Origin of the sequence: Pseudomonas sp. RV120224-01b (assembly GCF_003208145.1) — a bacterium.
In the GTDB taxonomy this organism is placed as follows: Bacteria; Pseudomonadota; Gammaproteobacteria; order Pseudomonadales; family Pseudomonadaceae; genus Aquipseudomonas; species Aquipseudomonas monteilii.
This window is the reverse complement of sequence record NZ_QKMQ01000025.1, coordinates 1-21,283: the sequence shown is the minus strand read 5'-3', so window position 1 is coordinate 21,283 and position 21,283 is coordinate 1. Positions and strand designations below refer to the sequence as shown.

At 62.1% G+C, this 21,283-nt stretch carries 20 protein-coding genes and 1 pseudogene; 12 read left to right on the top strand and 9 right to left on the bottom strand.

Annotation, left to right across the window (positions count from 1 at the left end):
- Positions 1 to 210: 210 nt before the first annotated feature.
- The gene (locus N436_RS27175; RefSeq protein ID WP_105947016.1) at positions 211 to 1,431 is read right to left on the bottom strand and encodes an MFS transporter; all 1,221 of its coding nucleotides are present in this window, start codon (positions 1,429 to 1,431) and stop codon (positions 211 to 213) included.
- Between the two features lie 346 nt (positions 1,432 to 1,777).
- Between N436_RS27175 and N436_RS27170 the strand changes: the two genes are divergently transcribed.
- Genes N436_RS27170 through N436_RS27160 form a run of 3 tightly spaced genes read left to right on the top strand, consistent with a single transcriptional unit; the run spans position 1,778 to position 4,390 of the window.
- Positions 1,778 to 3,214, top strand: coding sequence for a cytochrome ubiquinol oxidase subunit I (locus tag N436_RS27170; protein WP_025754001.1), 1,437 nt, complete (start codon positions 1,778 to 1,780; stop codon positions 3,212 to 3,214).
- 3 nt (positions 3,215 to 3,217) lie between these two features.
- A complete protein-coding gene (gene cydB, locus N436_RS27165; RefSeq protein ID WP_016713450.1) occupies positions 3,218 to 4,225 on the top strand; it encodes a cytochrome d ubiquinol oxidase subunit II in 1,008 nt (335 codons plus the stop codon).
- A gap of 9 nt (positions 4,226 to 4,234) precedes the next feature.
- On the top strand, positions 4,235 to 4,390 hold the full coding sequence (locus tag N436_RS27160) for a DUF2474 domain-containing protein (protein WP_016713451.1): 156 nt from the start codon (positions 4,235 to 4,237) through the stop codon (positions 4,388 to 4,390).
- Between the two features lie 121 nt (positions 4,391 to 4,511).
- Here the strand turns inward: N436_RS27160 and N436_RS27155 are convergent, their stop codons facing one another.
- Both N436_RS27155 and N436_RS27150 read right to left on the bottom strand, forming a co-directional pair.
- Complete coding sequence (locus N436_RS27155; protein WP_110742402.1) at positions 4,512 to 5,636, bottom strand: methyltransferase; 1,125 nt, start codon at positions 5,634 to 5,636, stop codon at positions 4,512 to 4,514.
- Between the two features lie 96 nt (positions 5,637 to 5,732).
- Positions 5,733 to 6,440 (bottom strand): autoinducer binding domain-containing protein, encoded by a 708-nt coding sequence (locus N436_RS27150; protein ID WP_110742401.1) that lies wholly within the window; start codon positions 6,438 to 6,440, stop codon positions 5,733 to 5,735.
- Between the two features lie 213 nt (positions 6,441 to 6,653).
- Between N436_RS27150 and N436_RS27145 the strand changes: the two genes are divergently transcribed.
- Positions 6,654 to 7,430 carry a ferredoxin--NADP reductase gene (locus tag N436_RS27145; protein WP_028699862.1) on the top strand — a complete coding sequence of 259 codons (777 nt, stop codon included), beginning with the start codon at positions 6,654 to 6,656 and terminating at the stop codon, positions 7,428 to 7,430.
- 128 nt (positions 7,431 to 7,558) lie between these two features.
- Here the strand turns inward: N436_RS27145 and mscL are convergent, their stop codons facing one another.
- Positions 7,559 to 7,978: a large-conductance mechanosensitive channel protein MscL gene (gene mscL / locus N436_RS27140; protein ID WP_060499987.1), complete on the bottom strand. Its 420-nt coding sequence runs from the start codon at positions 7,976 to 7,978 to the stop codon at positions 7,559 to 7,561.
- Positions 7,979 to 8,154: 176 nt separating this feature from the next.
- Here mscL and radA point away from each other — a divergent pair, with 176 nt between their 5' ends.
- Complete coding sequence (radA, locus tag N436_RS27135) at positions 8,155 to 9,525, top strand: DNA repair protein RadA (RefSeq protein ID WP_012274175.1); 1,371 nt, start codon at positions 8,155 to 8,157, stop codon at positions 9,523 to 9,525.
- Positions 9,526 to 9,702: 177 nt separating this feature from the next.
- On the opposite strand, the gene N436_RS27125 is transcribed toward radA, so the two are convergent.
- Positions 9,703 to 11,220: a nucleobase:cation symporter-2 family protein gene (locus N436_RS27125; protein ID WP_060499985.1), complete on the bottom strand. Its 1,518-nt coding sequence runs from the start codon at positions 11,218 to 11,220 to the stop codon at positions 9,703 to 9,705.
- 263 nt (positions 11,221 to 11,483) lie between these two features.
- Complete coding sequence (locus N436_RS27120; protein ID WP_019098816.1) at positions 11,484 to 11,849, bottom strand: PilZ domain-containing protein; 366 nt, start codon at positions 11,847 to 11,849, stop codon at positions 11,484 to 11,486.
- Between the two features lie 177 nt (positions 11,850 to 12,026).
- Between N436_RS27120 and N436_RS27115 the strand changes: the two genes are divergently transcribed.
- The 3 genes from N436_RS27115 (at position 12,027) to yjiA (ending at position 15,363) form a co-directional block, all read left to right on the top strand.
- Positions 12,027 to 14,093, top strand: a complete 2,067-nt coding sequence (locus N436_RS27115; protein ID WP_016713458.1) for a carbon starvation CstA family protein — start codon at positions 12,027 to 12,029, stop codon at positions 14,091 to 14,093.
- A 17-nt stretch (positions 14,094 to 14,110) separates the two neighbouring features.
- On the top strand, positions 14,111 to 14,308 hold the full coding sequence (locus tag N436_RS27110; RefSeq protein WP_016713459.1) for a YbdD/YjiX family protein: 198 nt from the start codon (positions 14,111 to 14,113) through the stop codon (positions 14,306 to 14,308).
- A gap of 77 nt (positions 14,309 to 14,385) precedes the next feature.
- Positions 14,386 to 15,363, top strand: coding sequence for a GTPase (gene yjiA / locus N436_RS27105; RefSeq protein WP_105947011.1), 978 nt, complete (start codon positions 14,386 to 14,388; stop codon positions 15,361 to 15,363).
- On the opposite strand, the gene N436_RS27100 is transcribed toward yjiA, so the two are convergent.
- Positions 15,323 to 16,810, bottom strand: coding sequence for a methylenetetrahydrofolate reductase C-terminal domain-containing protein (locus N436_RS27100; protein ID WP_110742400.1), 1,488 nt, complete (start codon positions 16,808 to 16,810; stop codon positions 15,323 to 15,325). The genes yjiA and N436_RS27100 overlap by 41 nt on opposite strands.
- Before the next feature lie 208 nt (positions 16,811 to 17,018).
- Between N436_RS27100 and N436_RS27095 the strand changes: the two genes are divergently transcribed.
- The gene (locus N436_RS27095; protein ID WP_105947009.1) at positions 17,019 to 17,843 is read left to right on the top strand and encodes a 5-methyltetrahydropteroyltriglutamate--homocysteine methyltransferase; all 825 of its coding nucleotides are present in this window, start codon (positions 17,019 to 17,021) and stop codon (positions 17,841 to 17,843) included.
- Between the two features lie 54 nt (positions 17,844 to 17,897).
- A complete protein-coding gene (locus tag N436_RS27090) occupies positions 17,898 to 18,617 on the top strand; it encodes an SDR family oxidoreductase (RefSeq protein ID WP_110742399.1) in 720 nt (239 codons plus the stop codon).
- Positions 18,618 to 18,762: 145 nt separating this feature from the next.
- On the opposite strand, the gene N436_RS27085 is transcribed toward N436_RS27090, so the two are convergent.
- Positions 18,763 to 19,941, bottom strand: a complete 1,179-nt coding sequence (locus tag N436_RS27085; protein ID WP_110742422.1) for an acetyl-CoA C-acetyltransferase — start codon at positions 19,939 to 19,941, stop codon at positions 18,763 to 18,765.
- Between the two features lie 175 nt (positions 19,942 to 20,116).
- Here N436_RS27085 and N436_RS27080 point away from each other — a divergent pair, with 175 nt between their 5' ends.
- On the top strand, positions 20,117 to 20,383 hold the full coding sequence (locus N436_RS27080) for a PepSY domain-containing protein (protein ID WP_105947006.1): 267 nt from the start codon (positions 20,117 to 20,119) through the stop codon (positions 20,381 to 20,383).
- Positions 20,380 to 20,913: a cytochrome b/b6 domain-containing protein gene (locus N436_RS27075; protein WP_110742398.1), complete on the top strand. Its 534-nt coding sequence runs from the start codon at positions 20,380 to 20,382 to the stop codon at positions 20,911 to 20,913. Before N436_RS27080 ends, N436_RS27075 begins: the two co-directional genes overlap by 4 nt.
- A 75-nt stretch (positions 20,914 to 20,988) precedes the next feature.
- Here the strand turns inward: N436_RS27075 and N436_RS27070 are convergent.
- A pseudogene (locus tag N436_RS27070) lies at positions 20,989 to 21,283 on the bottom strand (IS110 family transposase); the annotation flags it as partial.

Sequence of the window (21,283 nt, the reverse complement as noted above, 5' to 3'; positions counted from 1 at the left end):
TGCCGTGGTTTTGTGTGGGGAGGAAAAAAGCCGCGCATCATACCAGCATGCTTGGCGGGGGCCTATGGCCGTTGGGAATGGGATTTTCTATCGCCTGTACCGGCCCTATCGCCGGCAAGCCAGCTCCCACAGGTACTGCACAGCATTCGGAAACTGTGGTGTACCTGTGGGAGCTGGCTTGCCGGCGATAGGGCCAGTACAGGTCACCGCTCAACCGTTATGCAACCGATCCCGCTTGGCCAGTGTCGGGAACAGTTTTATCCACACCCCGGTCACCACCAACGTGCCCACTCCGCCCATCACTACCGCTGGCACTGTGCCAAACCAGTGCGCCGTCACCCCCGATTCGAACTCACCGAGCTGGTTCGAGGCACCAATGAACAACCCGTTCACCGCGCTCACCCGCCCGCGCATTTCATCCGGCGTTTCCAGTTGCACGAAAGCCCCGCGAATCACCATGCTGATCATGTCCGCCGCGCCCAGCACCACCAGCACCGCCAGTGAGAACCAGAACGAGGTCGACAGGCCGAAGGCGATGGTCGCCACGCCGAACACGCCGACTGCCGTGAACATGGTGCGCCCCACGTTGCGCTCGAACGGGAAGCGCGCCAGCCATACCGACATCAGCAATGCGCCCACTGCCGGCGCCGAACGCAAAAGGCCAAGGCCCAGCGGGCCGGTCAGCAGGATGTCCTTGGCGAACACCGGCAGCAGCGCGGTGGCGCCGCCCAGCAGAACGGCGAACAGGTCCAGCGAGATAGCGCCGAGGATGTCAGGCCGGCTGCGGATGAAGCGAATGCCGGCCAGCAGCGATTCGATGCTGGCCCGCCCGCGCTGCACGACCTGGCCGCGTGCCTGCAGGCTCAGGGTGAGCACGCAGGCGATGGCGTACAGGGCCACGGTGGGGCCATACACCCAGATGCTGCCAAAGGCATACAGGAAGCCGCCCACCGCTGGCGCCACGATAGTCGCCGATTGGGTGGCTGACGCCGACGCCGCCACCGCCCTCGGGAACAGCCCAGGCGGCACCACGTTGGGCAACAGCGCCTGAGTCGCCGGCATTTCGAACGAGCGTGTAGCGCCCAGCAGGAATGCCAGGGCGAAAATCAGTTCGCGGGTGACGTTGTCAGTGGCGCTGCCCACCGCCAGCGCCAGGGCGATCAACCCCTGCAGGCTCTGGCACAGGGCGGCGACTTTGCGCCGGTCATAGCGGTCGGCCACATGCCCGGTGTGCAGCATGAACAGCACCCGTGGTGCAAATTCCACCAGGCCGACCAGGCCCAGGTCCAGCACGTTGCCGGTCAATTGATAGAGGTGCCAGCCAATGGCCACGGTGAGCATCTGGAAGCCGCTGGCGGTAAACACGCGGGCCAGCCAGAACGCCAGGAAAGGGCGGTGGTGACGTAACAACTGCGGTGCGGAATCAGACATCGGAAACCAGGGGCCTCGGCGCAGTAGAGGGGTTGCGCAGCGTATCATCTGTTTGTAACAAACGGTTACTGTTTGCCCGAATCGGCACTTTTTCACACGTAATGAAAGAGGGTGGGGCAACCGGTCACGCGGCAATCAACCACACGGCTTGCCGGGCCATTCGGGACTATGCTTCCTAGCATTCGTTGATCTGGATCAATCGTTCCAGATTCAACGAATAGGCCCTTTGGGCCGGAATCCCTGCGATCGAACAGAACAATTCCAACACGCCGTACTCGACCCAGTGGGGGCAGTGGGCGACTGGGGCCACAAGCCCGGACGCCGGATTATCTGAAGAGGAAGCACCATGTTCGGAATAGAGGCCCTAGAGCTCGCCCGAATGCAGTTTGCCTTTACCGTGTCGTTCCACATCCTGTTCCCGGCCATCACCATTGGCCTGGCGAGCTACCTGGCAGTCCTCGAAGGCCTCTGGCTGCGGACCCACAACCAGGTCTACCGTGACCTCTATCACTTCTGGTCGAAAATTTTCGCCGTCAACTTCGGCATGGGCGTGGTCTCGGGCCTGGTCATGGCCTACCAGTTCGGTACCAACTGGAGCCGCTTCTCCGAGTTCGCCGGCGCCGTGACCGGGCCATTGCTGACCTACGAGGTGCTGACCGCCTTCTTCCTCGAAGCGGGCTTCCTCGGCGTCATGCTGTTCGGCTGGAACCGTGTTGGCCGCGGCTTGCACTTTTTCTCCACCTGCATGGTGGCACTGGGCACGCTGGTATCCACCTTCTGGATTCTCGCCTCCAACAGCTGGATGCAAACCCCGCAAGGCCACGAGATCATCGATGGCCGGGTGGTACCGGTGGACTGGTTTGCGGTGGTGTTCAACCCCTCCTTCCCCTACCGCCTGATGCACATGGCCACCGCTGCGTTCGTCTCCACGGCGTTCTTCGTCGGCGCCTCGGCGGCTTGGCACCTGCTGCGCGGGCGTGACAACCCGGCGGTGCGCAAGATGCTGTCGATGGCCATGTGGATGGCGCTGATCGTTGCCCCGATCCAGGCGGTGATCGGCGACTTCCATGGCCTGAACACGCTCAAGCACCAGCCGGTGAAAATCGCTGCCATCGAAGGCCACTGGGAGAACGTGCCCGGCGAGCCGACCCCGTTGATCCTGTTCGGTATCCCCGACATGAAGGCCGAAACCACGCACTTCAAACTGGAAATCCCGGCGCTCGGTAGCCTGATCCTCACCCACAGCCTGGACAAGCAGGTGCCGGCGATGAAGGAATTCCCGCCTGAGGACCGGCCCAACTCGACCATCGTCTTCTGGTCGTTCCGCATCATGGTCGGGCTTGGTTTCCTGATGATCTTCGTCGGCCTGTGGAGCCTGTGGCTGCGCAAGCGCGGCACGCTCTACACCTCGCGCCCGTTCCTGTACCTGGCGCTATGGATGGGGCCTTCCGGGCTGATCGCGTTGCTGGCCGGCTGGTTCACCACCGAAATTGGGCGCCAGCCCTGGGTGGTATATGGCCTGATGCGCACGGCGGATGGCGTGTCCAACCACAGTTATGCACAGCTTGGCTTCACCCTGGTGGCGTTCGTGGTGGTGTACTTCGCCCTGTTCGGTACCGGCCTTGGCTACATGATGCGCCTGGTGCGCAAAGGGCCGCAGACCGGCGAAGGTGACGAACACACACCGGGCGGCCCTGGCCAGAAACGTACGCCGGCGCGGCCGCTGTCTGCCGCCGATGATGGCCATGAGGCCAAGACTGCCAGCCTGAGCAAGGAGGACTGAGCCATGGGTATCGACCTTCCGCTGATCTGGGCGGTGATCATCATCTTCGGCGTCATGATGTACGTGGTGATGGACGGCTTCGACCTGGGTATCGGCATGCTCTTCCCCTTCGTCAAGGGCGAGCAGGACCGCGATGTAATGATGAACACTGTCGCCCCGGTGTGGGACGGCAACGAAACCTGGCTGATCCTGGGTGGTGCGGGGCTGTTCGGGGCGTTCCCGATGGCCTATGCCGTGGTGCTCGAAGCCCTGTACCTGCCGTTGATCCTGATGCTGATCGGGCTGATCTTCCGCGGCGTGGCCTTCGAGTTCCGTTTCAAGGCCAAAGCCGACAAGCGGCACATCTGGGACAAGGCGTTCATCTGGGGTTCGCTGGTCGCCACCTTCTTCCAGGGGGTGGCACTGGGTGCCTTCCTTGAAGGCTTCAAGGTGGTCGACCGCCATTTTGCCGGTGGCACCCTCGATTGGCTTACCCCGTTCAGCCTGTTCTGTGGCTTGGGGCTGATCGTGGCCTACACGCTGCTGGGCTGCACCTGGCTGATCATGAAGACCGAAGGGCCACTGCAACAGAAGATGCACGACATGGCCCGGCCGCTGGCGCTGGTGCTGCTGGTGGTGATCGGTATCGTCAGCCTGTGGACCCCCATCGCTTATCCACAGATCGCCGACCGCTGGTTCAGCATGCCTAACCTGATCTGGTTCATGCCGGTACCGCTGCTGGTGCTGGTGACCTTCTACGGGTTGCTCAAGGCGGTGGCGCGCAACGCGCACTACACGCCGTTCCTGCTCACCCTGGTGCTGATCTTCCTTGGCTACAGCGGCCTGGGCATCAGCCTGTGGCCGAACATCATCCCGCCGTCGATCTCGATCTGGGATGCTGCGGCGCCACCGCAAAGCCAGGGCTTCATGCTGGTGGGCACGTTATTCATCCTGCCGTTCATCCTCATGTACACCTTCTGGAGCTACTACGTGTTCCGCGGCAAGGTGACCCATGAAGACGGCTATCACTAGGAGGACCGCATGATGACCGGCAAACATGGCTTGGAAGAGAAGAAACCGCTGTGGCAGCGGCTGGGTTGGCTGCTGCTGATCTGGGCGATGAGCGTGGCGGCGTTGGGTGTGGCGGCGTGGGTGATGCGCTTGTTCATGGGGGCTGCGGGCCTTACCACCCATTGAACCGATGGGGGCGCTTTGCGCCCCTTTCGCGACACAAGGCCGCTCCCACACGGATCGGCATACGCAGGACCTTGTGGGAGCGGCCTTGTGTCGCGATGGGCTGCAAAGCAGCCCCAAAAGCCTATTTGCGGGCTTTCAGGATGACGAACTTGGGCGTCGCTGCCACCTGTTCCACCCCCCGGAACAACCGCGCCAGCTTGCTGTGATACCCCAGGTGCCGGTTACCCACGATGTAGAGCGCCCCACCCACCACCAGCGCCTCACGCGCCTGCTGGAACATGCGCCAGGCCAGGAAATCCCCCACCACCTGCTGCTGGTGGAACGGCGGGTTGCACAGCACCACGTCCAGCGACTGCTTCTCCACCCCGGCCAACCCATCAGCTGCGACAAAGGTTGCCGGGCGTTCGCCCAGTGCAGCTTGCCAGTTCTCCCGTGCCGATTGCACCGCCATGTACGACTCGTCGACCAGCGTGTACTCGGCATCGGGGTTCGCCAGTGCACTGGCAATCGCCAGTACGCCATTACCGCAGCCCAGGTCTGCCACCCTCGCGTTGCCCAGGTCACGTGGCAGATGCGGCAGGAATGCCCGGGTGCCGATATCCAGCCCTTCACGGCAGAACACGTTGGCGTGGTTCACCAGCTCCAGCGCAGGCGCTTCAAGGCGATAACGGCTAGGGTAGGGCGAGCGGGCGGCCGGTAGTCGGGCCACCGTTGCCGTCAGCAGGCGCGCCTTTTTCTGCGCGAGCGAGGCCTGCACCGGGCCGATGTACTTTTCCATCAGGTCACCGGCTGCGCGCGGCAAGTGCTTGATCATCGCCCCGGCAATCACCTGCGCCCCTGGCGCCAAGTGGCCTTGCAGGCGAATCAATTGCTCTTCGAGCAGTGCCAGGGTTTTTGGCACGCGCACCAGCACCCGGTCGAACGGGCCTTGCCAGTGTTCACTGGCCGGTACGAACGGCACGCTGTCGAACGGCAAGCCATTGCGCGCCAGGTTTTTTTCCAGGGCCAGATGCGCCAGGTGCGAATCGCCACTGCTGACTACCTGCAACCGGCCCGCCAGGCTGGCGGCCAGGGCACCGAAGCTGTCATTGAGCACCAGCACGCGGCAGTTGGCGTCGGGTGCCTGTTCGTGCAGCTGCGCAAGCAGGTACTCGTCGGCGGCGTCGAAAGCCTGCAGCGGGTCGTTGGCCTGCTCCGGCTGGCGGATCAGGTCGAGTTCGGCGTAGGGGGTGGTCAACAGGGGCATGGCGTCTGGCTCGGGTATGAAACTGCCCGTTGCGGTTCGCCCCGGGCTTTGCCGGGCGATTCTACAGGGCTTTGCCCAAGGTCGCAGGTTTGTAGGTCAGATCCAGCCACGCAGGGCGGCGATGGCGATGGCACCGGCTTTGTTTGCTGCGTTGGTCTTGGTGATCACGCTGCGGATATGAAAGTTAACCGTGCTTTGCGACAGCGACAGAATGCAGGCCACGTCGGCAGCGGTCTTGCCGGCGGCTGACCATTTCAGCACTTCCAGTTCCCGATCGCTCATTTTGGGTTGGGGTGGGCACAGTGCGTTCAGGTGGTGCTCGCCCAGTACGGCGTGAAGGGTGTGGCACAGCCACTGCACGCTGCCGGCTTTGTCGTAGAGTTCGGTAATGTCGATGTTGCCGGCGGGTCTGGCTACGCTGATCTGGCTCTCGTTGTGCTGTAAGTCGTGCAGCGACTGTGTCCAGCCATGACGCAGGCCATATTGGCAAGCCTCTTCGCGAAACCGAGGGGCTTCGCGATACAGCTCGTCTGTCCACAGCACTGGCATCGTCGAGCTGTGGCTCACGTTTGCGGCGGGGTCCTGTTTGTAGAACTCGTCACGCTGATAGCGCTCGATCCATTCGTTCGGGTAATTGCTGTAGAGGTAAACCCTGGGGGTCTGCGTGGCGATCTGGATGCGAATATTCAGCCCGAGGTATTCCATGCCCAAGTCCTGAGCCAAGTGCACTGCGATGTCGAACAACTTCCTTGGGCATCGCTCGCTAACGAACACATGCAGGTGTTCGGGTCTCCAATGAAGCATTTGAAGCACTCCTTGGGGGGCAGGATCCAATCCGTTTGAGTACCCGGATGATTGTAGGAAAAGTCCTACCACCTTGTTGGGATTTTTTTGTTATAGCGATCAGGATTATCTGAGGGTTCGGCACGATCGCCCTTGATGAGGCCTTACAAAGCGGTGGTTTTTATCCGGGCCACTTTAAGCGACACTGTGCACTCGCCAACCCTGGAGCCCGATATGACCGCAAGCGCCGAAAAATTCACCCGCCAGACCCTGCTCGATGTTCAGCCGTTGACGCCGAACCTCTTCAGCCTGCGGGTTACGCGCGATGCGGGGTTCCGCTTCCGTTCCGGCCAGTTTGCCCGCCTGGGCGTGACCAAGGCCGATGGCAGTGTGGTGTGGCGCGCCTATTCCATGGTCAGCGCACCGCATGACGAGCACCTCGACTTCTTCTCCATCGTGGTGCCGGGCGGCGAGTTCACCAGCGAGCTGAGCCGGTTGGGCGCAGGCGACACCCTGCTGATCGACCGCCAGGCGTTTGGTTTCCTCACCCTCGACCGCTTTGTCGGGGGGCGTGACTTGTGGCTGTTGGCCACGGGCACGGGTATTGCACCATTCATGTCGATTCTGCAGGACTTCGAGGCCTGGGAGCGTTTCGACAGCATCAAGTTGGTGTACTCGGTGCGCGAAGCGAAAGAGCTGGCTTATGTGGATGAAATCGCCGGGCTGGAGCAGCGCGACTACCTGGCCGAGTTTGCTGGCAAGTTGCAGTTCATCCCGGTGGTGACACGTGAGCAGCATCCGGGTGCATTGAATCAGCGGATTACCACGCTGATCGAGAATGGCGAACTGGAGAAGGCCGCAGGGCTGGAGCTGTCACCGGAGCATTCGCGGGTGATGCTGTGCGGCAATCCGGAGATGATCGACGAGACGCGCAAGGTGCTGAAGGCGCGTGACCTGCAACTGAGCCTGAGCAAACGGCCAGGGCAGGTGGCGGTCGAAAATTATTGGTAATTGGGGCCGCTTTGCGGCCCATCGCTGGCAAGCCAGCTCCCACAAGTACTGTGCAGGGCTTGAGCATTGCGCGGTCCCTGTGGGAGCTGGCTTGCCGGCGATGGGCTGCAAAGCAGCCCCCGGCTATCTCAAGGCAAGCGGTTCTGGTTCTGCGTCTTGAGCAAATCGCGAATCTCGGTCAGCAGCGTTTCCTCGGCAGTCGGCACAGGCGGCGCAGTCGGTGCCACGGCTTCTTCACGCTTGAGCCGGTTGATTGCCTTCACCCCCATGAAGATGGCAAAGGCCACGATCAGGAAGTCGATCACGGTCTGGATGAACTTGCCATACGCCAGCACCACCGCTGGTACATCACCTTCGGCAGCCTTCAGGGTAATGGCCAGGTCGCTGAAGTCCACGCCCCCGATCAACAGGCCCAGTGGCGGCATGACCACGTCTCCGACGAAGGACGAGACGATCTTGCCGAAGGCCGCGCCGATGATGATACCCACCGCCATGTCGACGACATTGCCTTTGACCGCGAAGGCCTTGAACTCACTGATCATGCCCATGTTTGGTTCCTTGTAACAAAAGGTAAGGTTAACGCAGTGTAAGCCACTAAAACGCTTCATGCGTGGTGTTCAGGGCTACTGACTGCAGTTGGAACGAATAGTTTTGTCGCATCCCGAAGCGTTCGAGACACGTTCGGCTCGGCTATCATGGCGGTTTTTTCCAGGAGACCCCACCCATGGCCAAGGCCAAGCGCTTGTATGGCTGCACCGAGTGCGGCGCGACCTTCCCCAAATGGGCAGGCCAGTGTGGCGAATGCGGGGCCTGGAACACCCTGGTCGAAACCATGATCGAGAGCGGCGGCGCGGCGGCGCCCAGCAGCGGCCGCGCCGGCTGGACCGGGCAGCAGGCACAGATCAAGACCTTGGCCGAAGTCAGCGTCGAGGAGATCCCGCGCTTCACCACCAGCAGCACTGAACTGGACCGCGTGCTGGGTGGAGGCCTGGTGGATGGTTCGGTGGTGCTGATTGGTGGCGACCCCGGCATCGGCAAGTCGACCATCCTGCTGCAGACGTTGTGCAACATCGCCGTGGGCATGCCGGCACTGTATGTGACGGGTGAGGAATCGCAGCAGCAGGTGGCCATGCGTTCGCGGCGCCTGGGCTTGCCCCAGGACCAGCTCAAGGTGATGACCGAAACCTGCATCGAGACCATCATCGCCACAGCCCGCGTCGAGAAGCCACGGGTGATGGTGATCGACTCGATCCAGACCATCTTCACCGAGCAGCTGCAATCAGCGCCCGGTGGCGTGGCCCAGGTGCGTGAGAGCACGGCGCTGCTGGTGCGTTACGCGAAACAAAGCGGCACGGCCATCTTCCTGGTCGGCCATGTGACCAAGGAAGGCTCGCTGGCCGGCCCGCGGGTACTGGAGCACATGGTCGACACCGTGCTGTATTTCGAGGGTGAGTCCGATGGCCGCCTGCGCTTGCTGCGGGCGGTGAAGAACCGCTTTGGCGCGGTCAACGAACTGGGTGTGTTCGGCATGACCGACCGCGGCCTGAAAGAGGTGTCCAACCCGTCGGCGATCTTCCTCAACCGTACCCAGGAAGAAGTGCCGGGCAGTGTGGTGATGGCGACCTGGGAGGGCACCCGGCCGATGCTGGTCGAGGTGCAGGCACTGGTCGACGACAGCCACCTGGCCAACCCTCGGCGGGTGACCCTGGGCCTGGACCAGAACCGCCTGGCCATGTTGTTGGCGGTGTTGCACCGCCACGGCGGGATTCCGACCCACGATCAGGACGTGTTCCTCAACGTGGTGGGCGGGGTGAAGGTGTTGGAAACAGCCTCGGACCTGGCGTTGCTGGCGGCGGTGATGTCCAGCTTGCGTAACCGGCCACTCGCCCATGGGCTGCTGGTGTTTGGCGAGATTGGTTTGTCGGGCGAGGTGCGGCCTGTGCCCAGTGGCCAGGAGCGGTTGAAGGAGGCGGCCAAGCACGGTTTCAAGCGTGCCATCGTGCCCAAGGGCAATGCGCCGAAAGAACCGCCGGCGGGGTTGCAGGTGATTGCCGTGACCCGGCTGGAGCAGGCTCTGGATGCACTGTTCGAGTAATTTATAGCCTGTACCGGCCCTATCGCTGGCAAGCCAGCTCCCACAAGTACAGCACAGCCTTCAAGGGCAGTGAAAATCCTGTGGGAGCTGGCTTGCCGGCGATAGGGCCAGTGCAGGAAAACGAAAAAGGGGCCGACGATGCGCGTCGGCCCCTCCACTTCACCGCTCAGTCAGCAGTCAATGCTCAGCAACCGCCGCCCGCCTGACTGTTTCATTGCCATGCTCGTCCACCTCCAGCATCGGCACCTCATTGCCTTCAGCGTCGAACAGCTTGCCATCCTTGAAGTAGTCGCCATCACGCAATGCAGAAATGTCCGAGTACTGGATGGTGCGCTCGTAGGCTGCAGCGAACACCGACTGGTTTTCCGAGTTGCCGGTGGTGAAGTGGTTGAAGATCAGGTTCAGCAGGATGGCCATGATCGCCGCCGAGCTGATACCCGAGTGGAAGATGGTCTCGAACCAGTTCGGGAAGTGGTGGTAGAAGGTCGGCGCGGCAATCGGGATCATGCCGAAGCCCAGCGAGGCCGCGACGATGATCAGGTTGACGTTGTTCTTGTAGCTGACCTTCGACAGGGTGCGGATACCACTGGCTGCCACGGTGCCGAACAGCACGATGCCCGCGCCGCCCAATACCGGGGTAGGTACGGCGGCAATCACCCGGCCCATGATCGGCAGCAGGCCGAGCACCACTAGGATCACGCCACCGGTAGCCACCACATAGCGGCTCTTGACCCCGGTCACGGCCACCAGGCCAACGTTCTGGGCGAACGCGCTCTGGGTGAACGAGCCGAAGATCGGCGCCAGGATGCTCGATGCCATGTCGGCGCGCAGGCCATTGCCCAGCCGCTTGGAGTCGACCTTGGTATCGATGATCTCGCCTACGGCGAGGATGTCGGCCGAGGTTTCCACCAGGGTCACCATGATCACGATGCACATCGACAGGATCGCGGCGATGTGGAATTCCGGCATGCCGAAATGGAACGGCGTCGGGAAGGCAAACATCGGGCCTTCGGTGACCTTGCTGAAGTCGGTCATGCCCAGCGCCCAGGCGATCAGCGTGCCGACCACCATGGCCAGCAGGATCGACAGGCGCGAGATGGTCGCGCTGCCCAGCTTGCTCAGCAGCAGCACGATGGCGAAGGTGAGCCCGGCCAGGCCGATGTTGGCCACGCTGCCGAATTCTGGCGAGGCGCTGTTGCCGCCCATTACCCAGCGTGCGGCCACCGGCATCAGGGTCAGGCCGATGGTGGTGATGACGATACCGGTCACCAGTGGCGGGAAGAACTTGGTGATGCGCGAGAACACCGGCGTGATCAGAAAGCCGATCAGCGATGCCGCCATGACCGCGCCAAGCACGCCCGGCAAGCCACCGCCGCCCTCGCTGCTGAGGATCGCGCCCATGGTCGCCACACCGGCGAACGACACGCCCTGCACCAGCGGCAACTGGCAACCGAAGAACGGCAGCCCCAAGGTCTGTAGCAGGGTGGCCAGGCCACCGGCAAACAGCGAGGCCGCGATCAGCATGCCGATTTCGGCACCGTTCAGGCCAGCGGCCTGCCCCAGGATCAGGGGTACCGCGACGATCCCCCCGTACATGGTCAACACATGCTGCAGACCATAGGCCAGGTTGGCACCAAGCCCGAGGTTTTCATCCTCGGGGCGCTTGGTGGGAGACGTGCTAGGGGACGTAGTCATGGAGCAGGCTCTCTGTTTATTGTTGTGTCGCTACTGTAGACATTTCCTACAAATGATTGCCACAAGAATTGTATACAATATTTTGATCGGAGCGCGTACACGGGCGACCGCTGGGTGTGCAAAAACCCAATGCAGAAGGCGTACCAACTCATCGAAAGCGGTGCTAGAGGGGTGTGTACAAAGTGCTGCTACCCAGGCTTAAAGCTGTCTGGGTAGACAGGAAACGTCAGGCGGGAGAGCTATTAGCTAGCTAAGAGATTTCATTATTCGATGAGTTCGCGCAGCTCACGCATCATTTCGGTGCTGTCAGCCACGTTCAATTCCACAAGACGGTGCAAATGGGTCATCGAATCGACGTCGATGTAGAGGCAGATGAAGCCCAGGCGATCGGGTTCTTCGTGGCGCAGCTCGACCTGCATCTGCACCTCGGTCACTTCATCGTTGAGCAGGATGTACGCTTCGAAGTCCTGGGTCAGGTCGGCATCCCACGGTTGTGGGCATTCGACCAGCAGCCCTTTGAGGGACAGGTCGAGCAATTTCACCTCCCAGCAGCGTTCGCCCTGGCACAGCCGGGTGGGGGCGTCGAACTGGATACGCTGGAAGCGGCGGCGTTCGTCGTGATCGCTCATGGCATGGGTCCTCGGGTAGGTCCTAAGGTGACATCCTGACTATAGTTAGAGTGGTATGTGCATCAGGTACCGCAATCTGGCCGCAGAGGCTCTAGACCAAAGCAAGTGTGGCAATGCGCGATGACTGGCCCTAGACTCGGTGGGCGGTCTTTCCAATCCACCAGCTGGAAGCAAACCATGAACAACAATAATAGCCTGCTACGCCACATTCCGTGGCTGGCGCTGGCAGTCATAGGGGCCTGCGCGCTGGGTGTGGTAGCCCTGCGGCGCGGTGAGGCGATCAACGCCTTGTGGATCGTGGTCGCGGCAGTGGCCATCTACCTGGTTGCCTACCGTTACTACAGCCTGTTCATCGCCACCAAGGTGATGCAACTCGACCCGCGGCGCGCCACGCCGGCGGTGCTCAACAACGACGGCCTGGACTACGTCCCGACCAACAAACACATTCTTTTCGGCCACCACTTCGCCGCTATCGCTGGCGCAGGCCCCCTGGTCGGCCCGGTGCTTGCCGCGCAAATGGGCTACCTGCCCGGCACGCTGTGGCTGATTGCCGGTGTGGTGCTGGCCGGTGCGGTGCAGGACTTCATGGTCCTGTTCCTGTCTACCCGCCGCAACGGCCGCTCGCTGGGCGACATGGTGCGCGAGGAGATGGGCCGCATTCCGGGCACCATTGCCCTGTTTGGCTGCTTCCTGATCATGATCATCATCCTGGCGGTGCTGGCGCTGATCGTGGTCAAGGCCCTGGCCGAAAGCCCGTGGGGCATGTTCACGGTGATGGCGACCATCCCGATCGCGATGTTCATGGGCATCTACATGCGCTACATCCGCCCGGGCCGCATCGGCGAAATCTCGGTCGTTGGCGTGGTATTGCTGCTGGCTTCGATCTGGCTGGGCGGTGTAATCGCTGCAGACCCGGTGTGGGGCCCGGCGTTCACCTTCACTGGCGTGCAGATCACCTGGATGCTGGTGGGCTACGGCTTTGTTGCCGCCGTGCTGCCGGTATGGCTGGTGCTGGCGCCGCGTGACTACCTGTCCACCTTCCTCAAGATCGGCACTATCGTTGGCCTGGCCATCGGTATCCTGATCATCGCGCCCGAGCTGAAAATGCCGGCGCTGACCCAGTTCACCGACGGCACCGGCCCGGTGTGGAAGGGCACCCTGTTCCCGTTCCTGTTCATCACCATTGCCTGTGGTGCGGTGTCCGGCTTCCATGCGCTGATCTCCTCGGGAACAACGCCCAAGCTGCTGGACAACGAAACCAACGCCCGCTACATCGGCTACGGCGGCATGCTGATGGAGTCGTTCGTCGCCATCATGGCCATGGTCGCCGCTTCGGTGATCGAGCCGGGTGTGTACTTCGCCATGAACAGCCCGGCCGCCGTGGTCGGTGCAGACGTGGCATCGGTGGCGCAGACGGTCAGCAGCTGGGGCTTCCTGATTACGCCTGAGCAGCTTGAAGCCGTCGCCCGTGACATCGGTGAGCACACCATCCTGGCCCGTGCCGGCGGTGCGCCGACCCTGGCGGTCGGTATCGCGCAGATCCTGCACCAGGTGTTGCCAGGTGAAAACACCATGGCCTTCTGGTACCACTTCGCGATTCTGTTCGAGGCGCTGTTCATCCTCACCGCGGTGGACGCCGGTACCCGTGCCGGGCGCTTCATGCTGCAAGACCTGCTGGGCAGCTTCGTGCCGGCCCTCAAACGCACCGAGTCGTGGGGGGCCAACCTGCTCGCTACCGCGGGTTGCGTGGCACTCTGGGGCTACCTGCTGTACCAGGGCGTGATCGACCCGCTGGGCGGCATCAACACCCTGTGGCCGCTGTTCGGCATCTCCAACCAGATGCTGGCCGGTATCGCCCTGATGCTCGGTACCGTGGTGCTGATCAAGATGAAGCGTCAGCGTTACATCTGGGTCACCCTGGTGCCGGCCGTCTGGCTGCTGATCTGCACCACGGCTGCAGGCCTGATCAAGCTGTTCGACCCGAACCCGGCCGTTGGCTTCCTGGCCCTGGCCAAGAAATACAGCACCGCGCTGGACGCCGGCCAGGTACTGGCCCCGGCCAAGGACATCGGGCAGATGCAGCATGTGATCTTCAACGCCTACACCAACGCGGGCCTGACGATTCTGTTCCTGCTGGTGGTGTTCAGCATCCTGTTCTTCGCCATCAAGGTTGGCTATGCCGCCCTGGGCCGCAAGGAACGTACCGACAAGGAAACCCCGTTCCAGGCACTGCCTGACGCGTAATCGAGAGGACTGCAGTCATGTTCAACGACCTGGGTCGACTGGGTAAATACCTGGGGCAGGCAGCCCGCCTGATGGTCGGCATGCCCGACTACGACAACTATGTCGAGCACATGCAGAAGACGCACCCGGACAAGCCGGTGATGACGTACGAGGAATTTTTCCGCGAACGTCAGGAAGCGCGTTACGGTGGCAAGTCCGGGCCCAAGTGCTGTTGAGCCTGCGACACGTGTGAACCTGTGGGAGCCTGGGTAACCGGCTCCCACAGTCATTTCAGATTCAGGAGATTTACTGCGTGCAGACGCCCATTCCCGTAACCGTGCTCACTGGCTTCCTCGGTGCCGGCAAGACCACCTTGCTCAAGCACATGCTCAAGGCCGAGCACGGCCTGAAACTCGCCGTGATCGAAAACGAGTTCAGCGAGGCTGGCATTGACAGCCAACTGCTGGGCGACGAACCGGTGCAGGTGATGACCCTGGCCAACGGCTGTGTATGCTGCAGCATCCACGGCGACCTCACCCGCGCGCTGTACCTGCTGCTTGAACGCCTGGACGCTGGCGAAATCGCCTTCGACCGCCTGGTAATCGAATGCACAGGCCTGGCCGATCCGGCGCCGGTGGCGCAAACCTTTTTCATCGACGAGGAACTGCGTGAGCGCTACATCCTCGACGGCATCATCACCCTGGTAGACGCGGCTCATGCCGAACTGCACCTGACCCAAACCATTGCCCAGGCCCAGGTCGGCTTTGCCGATCGCTTGCTGTTGAGCAAGACCGACCTGGTCGACGCGGCTGCGGTAGAAGCCCTGCGCGAGCGGCTGGCGCGAATCAATGGCCGGGCGGCTATCCGCGTCGTCGAACATGGCCGCATCGACTTGGCTGAGCTGCTTGATGTACGTGGCTTCAACCTCAACCCCGACTTGGGTGCGAACCTGAAGCCGACGTTACGCCCTGTACTCAAACCGGCTACCCCGGACCGCATTTCCACGCTGGTGTTGCGTACGGAAACTGCGCTGGACATCGACCGCCTCAGCGACTTCATGAACGAACTGCTGGAAACCCACGGCAAACAGCTGTTGCGTTACAAGGGCGTGCTGAACATTGCCGGAGAGGACCGCAAGCTGGTGTTCCAGGGTGTGCTCAAGCTTTACGGCTTCGACTGGGACGCCGAGTGGGCTGAAGGTGAAACCCGCGAAAGCGTGATGGTGTTCATCGCCGATGAACTGCCAGAGGCTACGATTCGGGCTGGCTTCGAGGCGTTGGCTGCGGGCTGAGCCGGCGCGGCGTTTGCGGTGCGAACCACTGCGGCCATGAGCTGCGGTGGCGGGTTTCGACCTCGATGCAGGGGATCAGACGCTCGGTGAGCACCGCCGTTTGCCGAACGGCCTTGGCCGTACGGTACTTGATGCTGTGTATGCATTCACGGTCGCCGAACTCGCAGCGGTTCAGTGCGGTACCGCCGCAGGGGCCGTTGGCCAGGCCCTTGGGGCAGGTTTCCGGGCAGATGTACAACGTGTCTTCCAGGCGGCAGCGGCCACAGGTGTCGCAGCCCACCAATGGCCGTTTCACTGCGCGCTCCACCTTGTGCAGCACCTGTGCGCCAACGGGCGTGGACCACAGCGGCTGGCGCACCGCCCAGCCAAATGCCTTGCTCAGGCTATTGCGACGGCTGAACAGCAATGAATGCATGCCGTGCATCAGGTGATAGCGCGCTTTTTCTGTGAGCGAAGCATCGACCCGTGATTCGCCTTGACGCCAACCCGCCTGCGGTGGATGGAAGGTGACTGCCGGCAGGCCGGGCATCTGCCAGCTGGCGCGCCACGCAGGCGCCCATTGATCCAGGGTGTGGATCCGGGCTTGCCAGTGTTCGATGCGGGCCTCAAGGGCCAGCAGTTGTTTGAGTTCGTGAACCCCTGACAGATGCACGCCGGCGTAACCCATCAGCTTCACGCCGATGATCTGCAAGGCCAGGCGGTCAACGCTGCGTGCCTGGGCAAAGGCCTTGGACTGCACGGTCTCCGCTTCGAGCATGTCGCGCATGGACGGTGTGACGGTAACGCCAGCCACGTGGTCGAGCATCGCAGCGCGCCCGTGGGTAAGGCTCATCAGGCACGCCAGCATGGGCTTGGGCGTGGCCTGGCGGCGCATCCAGTGCATGGCTTCCTGGTGTTTATCCCCATCGAATCCCAGTTGCAGGGTGAGGAAGTCGGCACCTGCCGCCAGCTTTTTCTCGGCCTTGAAATACTGGGCGCCGCCTTCTTCCTCGTGGTACTTGAACGGGTTCAGTGCAGCGCCCAGCAGCCAGTGTGGGCAAGCCTGGCGAGCGATCTGCAGGGCGGCGACCGACTCCAGATAACGCACCGGGCGCTGGCCAGGCTCGTGGCCGGGCAGGCGGTCGCCGGTCAGCAGCAACAGCTGGTCGAGGCCGGCGGCGTCCATGCGTTGCAACTGGGCGAGCAGGTGGTGGCGCTCGCGGTCCTTGCCGGAAAAGTGCGGCAGGGCAGGCACCGGGTTGCTGAACGAGGCGAGGGCGTCCAGCGGCGACATGTCCAGCGGGCTGCCGACACGGTCGCCGATGGCAATGGTCATTGGCCAGCCACACAGGTGTGCACGGGCCATGATCGCTTCCATGGCGGCGAAGCGTTCTGCGGAAGGCTTGGGGACGAATTCCATCACGCAGACGAAATTCTGTTCGCGCAGCGCGGTTTTCAGCAGGCTCATGTGGCCGGGTACCTGGTGTGGTCAGGGTGGCATTGTGCGGCACAAGGCGGACAGGGTCATGTCCGGATGCGCAGGATGGTGCTCTGATTGAGACATGATCATGATCATGAAGAAATCTTGAGTTCATCTCAAATTTAATGAGTTTGTCTCAACGGTCCGCGAGCCGGAAAATCCCCTCATTCATTTATGCATGCTGAAGGGACAAGACATGGCACTGGCACACAACCTGGGCTTTCCACGCGCCGGCCGCGATCACGAGCTGTGGCAGGTGCAGAAAGACGCCGGCATTGAACTGCTGCCAGTCGGCGACATTGCCTGGTACGGCCAGGTGTTGGCCGGTGACCACCAGCAGTTTGCCCTGAACTGGGAACAGCTTTTCGAGGAAGTAGCGCAAGCCACAGCCCTGGGCCATGCGGTCAAGCCGGTGTTGCTGGGCCCGTTGAGCTACCTGTGGCAGGCCAAAGCCAAGGTCGGTGATGTCGACAAGCTGGAGCTGCTCGACAGCCTGCTGCCGCTGTATGACCAAACCCTCAACCGCCTGGCTGCCCTGGGTGTCGAGTGGGTGCAGATCGATGAACCGATCCTCGCCCTTGAGTTGCCGCAAGATTGGAAAAACGCCTACGAACGCGTCTACAACATTCTTCAGCGCGCACCTTTGAAGAAGTTGATCGCCACTTACGCGGGTGGCCTTGAAGGCAACCTTGGCCTGGCCGCGAACCTGCCGGTCGATGGCTTGCACATCGACCTGGTGCAGGCGCCCGACCAGTACACCGCCATGCTCGACCGCCTGCCGGCCTACAAGGTGCTGTCGCTGGGCCTGGTCGACGGCCGCAACGCTTCGCCTTGCGACCAGGAAAAGACCCTGGACCTGCTGCGCGATGCCCACGAGCGTCTGGGTGAGCGGCTGTGGGTGGCGCCATCTTGCGCGTTGCTGCACAGCCCATTGGACCTGGCGGTGCAGAAGTGCCAGGAAGTGGCTGTACTGGTCAAGGCCCTGAATAACGCGCTGAAACAGATCGCTATCGCCGCTTGATCCTCAAACACCCTAGAATGCCGACTCCGATTCAAATCGACAGGGAGTGATGCGATGAGAGTTCTGGTAGTCGGCGCCAGCAAGGGCCTGGGCAAGGCCTTCATGGAAGGGTTGGGCAAGCCGGGTGACACATTGGTCGGTGTCTCTCGCACCCGGCCAGCAGATGTGAGCTTGGGCAAGGGGGTTGAAACCCAGTGGATCGAGGCCGACCTCGGCCAGCCCGCTGCCGCCGTCGAGGCCATTGCCGAAGCAGTGGCCGAGGGCGGGGTGGATACGCTGATCTACAACCTCGGCTTGTGGGAGGCCGAAGCGTTCGAGGCGCACTACAGCTTCCTCGACGACCGTGATGTGGAATTGCAGCGCATGGTCGACTGCAACATCACGGCAACCATCCTGCTGATCAAGCGCCTGCTGCCGTTGCTGCTTGAAAGCGAAAAACCACGGATCATTCTGACCGGCTCCACCTCGGGCTTGCCTCAGAACGGCCGCCCGGAAGTGACTTTCGCCGCCTCAAAATTCGCCCTTCGCGGTATCGCCGAGGCGTTGCGCGAAGGTTATCGGGGGCAGGGCCTTGGGGTGACGTGCCTGAACCTGGGATACCTGAATACCGAGGACGGTCTGGACGTGCCGGTGGCCGAGGCTGCGGTGCGTGGGGAAGGGGGGCTGATACCGCTGCATGATGTGGTGCTGATGGTGCGTACATTACTGGAGCTTTCGGCGGCCAGCTATGTTCGTGAGCTGACTTTGCCGGCGATTGCTGATGAGCGGTTCTGAAGGCTGAGGTTGCTTTGTAGGCAGGCTCGGCCTCTTCGCGGGCAAGCCTGCTCCCATAGGGACCGCACAATTTCGTGGTTTGTGCTTTACCTGAGGGAGCGGGCTTGCCCGCGAAGAGGCCGGGCCTGTTCAACTCAGGCTGTGATCAACGTTCGATCGCCAGCGCCACCCCTTGCCCGCCACCGATGCACAAGGTGGCCAGGCCTTTCTTCGCATCTCGCTTGATCATCTCGTGCAGCAGGGTCACCAGCACACGGCAGCCGGATGCACCAATCGGGTGGCCCAACGCAATCGCACCGCCATTCACGTTGACCCGTGCCGCATCCCATTCCAGTGCCTTGCCCACCGCCAGCGCTTGCGCGGCGAACGCTTCGTTGGCTTCGATCAGATCCAGTTCGGCCAGCTGCCAGCCGGCCTTGTCCAGGCAACGCTGGGTCGCGGAAACCGGACCGATGCCCATGATTGCCGGGTCTACGCCGGCACTGGCATAGGCTGCGATCTTCGCCAGTACCGGCAGGCCAAGGGCCTTGGCCTTGGCGGCGCTCATCAGCAGCACGGCAGCTGCGCCGTCATTCAGGCTGGAGGCGTTGCCCGCGGTAACGCTGCCATCTTTCTTGAACGCAGGGCGCAGTTTGGCCAAGGATTGCGCGGTGGTGTCCGGGCGTGGCTGTTCGTCACGCGCAAACACTTTGGGCTCACCCTTTTTCTGCGGCATCACGATTGGCGTGATTTCGTCATCGAAACGCCCGGCCTCGATAGCCGCCACCGCCTTGCGCTGCGACTCGGCGGCAAAGGCGTCCTGCTGCTCTCGGCTAAGGCTGTACGTGTCCACCAGGTTCTCGGCGGTGATCCCCATGTGGTAGTCGTTGAAGGCATCCCACAAGCCGTCGGTGATCATGCTGTCGATCAGCTGGCCATGGCCCATGCGCTGGCCGGTACGCGCCGAAGGCATCACGTAAGGGGCAAGGCTCATGTTTTCCTGGCCGCCGGCAATCACTACCTCGGCGTCACCGCAGCGAATGGCCTGGGCGGCCAGGTGAAGGGCCTTGAGGCCCGAGCCGCAGACCTTGTTCAGGGTCAGTGCCGGAACACTGTAGGGCAGGCCGGCCTTGATCGCGGCCTGGCGCGCCGGGTTCTGCCCGGCACCTGCGGTGAGTACCTGGCCGAGGATCACTTCGTCGACCTGCGCCGGGTCCAGCCCGGTCTGTTCCAGCAGGCGCTTGATCACGGCGGCACCGAGGTCGACCGCAGGCACCGTAGCCAGGGCGCCCTGGAAGCTGCCGATGGCGGTACGGGTTGCGGCGACAATGACCACGTCGTTCATGTTGTTGTTCTCCGTGCGATGGGCGTAATGCCCAAGCATCGGTGGCTTTGGCTTATTTGTTAAGTTTGTTTTTCTTTCTGATTGATGTGAAAAGCAAATCAATGAGCACCAATCGCGCTATCCAACTAAGCTGATTCTCGTGCTGTCTTCACCCAACTGAATGGAGCTCATTCCCATGCGCATCCTGATAGCCCTGTTTATCCTGATCGGCAGCAGCACAGCATTCGCCGCCACCCAATGCACCACCGCGGACAAAAGCACCTGGCAAGACCAGGAAAAATTCCAGGCGCAGCTCAAGGAACAGGGCTACAAGATCAACAAGTTCAAGGTGACCAAGGGCAACTGCTACGAGATCTACGGTTTCGACAAGGATGGCCGCAAGGTCGAGATCTACCATGACCCGGTGACCGGCAAGGCGGTCAAGTCCGAGTACCACGATTGAACAGCAACGGCACGGTGCAGCTGTGGGACCCGCTCCTGCGGCTGTGCCATCTCTCGATCGCCGGCGTGTTCTTCGCTGATTACTTTTTCAACGAAGAAGGTGACGACTGGCACCAGTGGCTGGGCTACTACGCACTGGCCTGCGTGATGTTGCGCCTGGTGTGGGGCTTTGTCGGGCCACGTAGCGCGCGCTGGGCCGACTTCTGGCCAACCCCCTCGCGCCTGGCGGGGCATGCCCGCAAGCTGCTGCGGGGGGAGCCTTGTCATCGCCTGGGGCATTCGCCGATTGGCGCCTTGGTGATGTTGCTGATGCTGACCGGCATTGTCGGCCTGGTCCTGACCGGATGGGCATCGCAGGAGGTGGATGCCTTGTGGGGCGAGGACTGGCCGACAGATCTGCACAGCTGGTTGGCCGATGCCGTGCTGGTGCTGGTTTGCGTGCATGTGCTGGCGGCCGTTTACGAGAGCGTGCGCCTGCGGGAAAACCTGCCTTGGTCGATGATTACCGGGCGCCGTCGGCGCCGAGATTGAGGGAACCTGTACCGGCCTCTTCGCGGGCAAGCCCGCTCTCATCAAACAAAATGCAACCCACTGTTTTTTAAGCACTCAGGCAGCCACCAGTTGGTACCCCAGTTTCCGGGCTTTGCGAAGCAAAGCCCGGACCTGTCGGTCTTGGCTCCTGGCTTCGAATTCCTCAAGACCTTTTTCGACATAAGCCTGTTTCTTGGTTAGCAGGTTGTACACCAGTCGTGCCAACTGGTGGGCAGTGGCTTTGATGGCGCAGCTGGTATCCATTCGAGTCAGCCTGGCTCGGTGCGATGCACCAATGAAACCCTTGTCATTACGAGCATTGGATGCAGCCTGCTTGAGTGCTTGAGCTGCTCGATTGACTATTTTGGGC